3 protein-coding genes and 1 pseudogene are annotated in these 2,430 nt (G+C 62.1%); 1 reads left to right on the forward strand and 3 read right to left on the reverse strand.

Annotated elements, in window-relative coordinates:
- Nucleotides 1–126: 126 nt before the first annotated feature.
- On the forward strand, nt 127–1,005 hold the full coding sequence (locus tag GPA21_RS19850; RefSeq protein ID WP_246262076.1) for an ATP adenylyltransferase family protein: 879 nt from the start codon (nt 127–129) through the stop codon (nt 1,003–1,005).
- 9 nt (nt 1,006–1,014) lie between these two features.
- Here GPA21_RS19850 and GPA21_RS19855 read toward each other — a convergent pair whose 3' ends face one another.
- The 3 genes and pseudogenes from GPA21_RS19855 to GPA21_RS19865 all read right to left on the reverse strand — a co-directional run.
- Nucleotides 1,015–1,374: a YkgJ family cysteine cluster protein gene (locus GPA21_RS19855; protein WP_168989796.1), complete on the reverse strand. Its 360-nt coding sequence runs from the start codon at nt 1,372–1,374 to the stop codon at nt 1,015–1,017.
- A 281-nt stretch (nt 1,375–1,655) separates the two neighbouring features.
- Nucleotides 1,656–1,997 carry a YkgJ family cysteine cluster protein gene (locus GPA21_RS19860; protein ID WP_168989797.1) on the reverse strand — a complete coding sequence of 114 codons (342 nt, stop codon included), beginning with the start codon at nt 1,995–1,997 and terminating at the stop codon, nt 1,656–1,658.
- Between the two features lie 3 nt (nt 1,998–2,000).
- Nucleotides 2,001–2,430 (reverse strand): annotated as a pseudogene (locus tag GPA21_RS19865) (tRNA (guanine-N(7)-)-methyltransferase); the annotation flags it as partial.

Genomic DNA, 2,430 nt, shown 5'->3' on the forward strand with positions numbered 1-2,430 from the left:
CGACCAATCCCGCCGCCTTCAGCAACTGGTCGAGCTGAATGGTTTCTCCACGAACTTCGAATCTGATCCCTGCCATACGCTTATCCTGAGGCTACCCACCATGACGCAGCAGCATACAATAAGCGCATGAGACCGCACGACGCCGATTCGAACGATCTGTCCGCACTCGACCCAGCCATGATCGACCGGGTCATCGCTCAAGCCCGCGTCGATGGTGTGTTGCTCGAGATCGAGACCGAACAGGAGTGGATTGAAGACAAGGGCATTCCGTTCATCGTTCGCTGGATCACATCACTTGTATCGAAGGATGCCGCGCGTGCACGTGCCGCAGGAGAGAAGCGAGCAGCTTTCAACCCCTTTCTTCCCCCCGATCCGAAGCTCATCATCGGTGACCTGGGTCCGGATCATCGGGTCGTACTCAACAAATATCCGGTCATTCAGCGGCATCTGCTCATGGTCACGCGTCGATTCGAGCCCCAGACCGCAGCACTGCACGAGAGCGATTTTCGGGCTCTCGCGCTCACACTGGCGCGGCTGGGTGGGCTTGGTTTCTACAATGGCGGCAGCGAAGCCGGGGCGAGCCAGCCACATAAGCACCTTCAGTGGATTCCCGCCACGCCGGGTGGTGCCGGCCTCACCCGCTTCACCGATCGGCTGTCTGCGGCACCGCTACTCGAACCGCATCACCGATCCGGCTTGCCCTGGCGGCACGCCTTCGTACGCCATGCCGGCCCATTGGGCGTCAACGCAGAGCAGCTGCAGCAGGCGTTTCTGCTCGCCTGCGAGGCAACCGGCCTGCCACCCGCAGCCGACCCGATGCCGCCCTACAACCTGCTCGCGGACAGCCAGTGGTTACTCGTCGTGCCGCGCAGCCGGGAGCAGCACGAGGGCATCTCCGTCAACGCACTCGGTTACGCTGGCTCGCTGTTCGTGCGCCGCCCCGAGCAGATCGACCTGGTGCGACGAATCGGCCCACTGGACCTGCTCACTGCAGTTGCGACCTGACGCGTCTGTTCAGGCGGCCTCGGAAAATTCAAGCGGCACCAGCGCCGGCAAGCCGATCTTCGCGCGTAGTTCGTCGCATTTGGGGTTCGGCGTGCCGTCTTCGAAATACACCGGAAACTCGCGGCACGGTGTCGGCCGGTTCTCGTAGATCGTGCAACTCACCGCCTTGCCTACTTCACCGGCCAACGCGCTGCAGCGACGCGGCACATCGTTGCTGCCCTTCATGCAACGCAGGTGATGCGTGAGCTTCTCGGTCATCGCCGACGGGACGAAGCCTCCCGGCGCATCGTCTGCCTCGGCCCAATAGAAGGAGATACGGAAGTGCGTGCAGCAAATGCCGCAGTCGAGACAAGGATTCGGGTCGCTCATGATCCAACACACGCAAAGAGTAGACGCACCCACCGGATCGAGATCGCCCCGACCGCCACAGCGAGAGTGCTGTTTGCGTCTGCTGGACCATACGCCCGACAACATGGACAGCGCGCAAACGCCGGACTGGCGTCAGGGCGCGCCGCCAAAGGCGCGATGGGCTGATAGCCAACGGCTGCGGCGGCGAGATTCTAGCCGTACGCGAAGCTGGATGGAACAGAAATTTTTACTGCTTAATCCATATGTTGTGGCAAATATTATTGCCACGCATAGAGCAGGCGTCAATCGTTCGACAAGGGAGACAAACCGTGTCGGGCACGGGCACGATCGCAGGCTGGATCTCCAATGCCGAGCGCGGCATATGGCGCGAACTCCCGGCACGGTGACGGTCGCGCCTCGTAGATCCGGCAGCGCACACCGCAACCGATCTCGCCTTCGAGCGCGACACACCGCGGCGAGGTCGCGTCGGTACCCCGCATTCGCATCAGACTCGCGGTCACCGGAACCGCGAACGCCTCCGGCACCCCCGGCGACTCCGGACCACTCAGTTCCGATACGTGGAAATCCACCCTGAACGCGGCGCAACATGCCCCGCAGCGGCTGCAGTAATCGAGTCCGGCCATGCGTCATCCATCCCTTCGCTGCGCGCAGACTGATGGCGAAGCGACGCCATTTCCCAGGTCGTGGCCGACGCGATAAAGCGTCTGACCCGAGTCCCGATACTTGCGTTCGAAGGGCGTCAGTGGCTGCTCAGCTTCAAATGCCTCCCAGTCAACCCGCGAGCCGGTCGCGATCGACAACGCCAGCGCAAACTCTTCGATGTACACCGACCAGTTGCTTCGACATTCCAGCACGCCACCCAGTGCCGGGATGAACGGAAACACCGGATGCGCGTGCCATCGTCGCCCCAAATGGCCGATCTTGGGCCATGGATTCGGATACAGAACGAAATGTCGCGCAAGCCGCAAGCCGGAATCGTGGAACAGACGCCACAAATCCACCAGGTCGGCTCGCACGAAGACCATGTTCTGCGGCAACAGGGCATCAGGATAAGGC

The sequence above is a fragment of the Azoarcus taiwanensis genome, assembly GCF_012910885.1.
GTDB lineage: Bacteria > Pseudomonadota > Gammaproteobacteria > Burkholderiales > Rhodocyclaceae > Azoarcus_F > Azoarcus_F taiwanensis.

Excerpts from the sequence above, each read along its gene's own strand:
- GPA21_RS19850 (WP_246262076.1), top strand. The coding sequence starts at position 127 with ATGAGACCGCACGACGCCGATTCGAACGATCTGTCCGCACTCGACCCA.
- GPA21_RS19855 (WP_168989796.1), bottom strand. The coding sequence starts at position 1,374 with ATGAGCGACCCGAATCCTTGTCTCGACTGCGGCATTTGCTGCACGCAC.
- GPA21_RS19860 (WP_168989797.1), bottom strand. The coding sequence starts at position 1,997 with ATGGCCGGACTCGATTACTGCAGCCGCTGCGGGGCATGTTGCGCCGCG.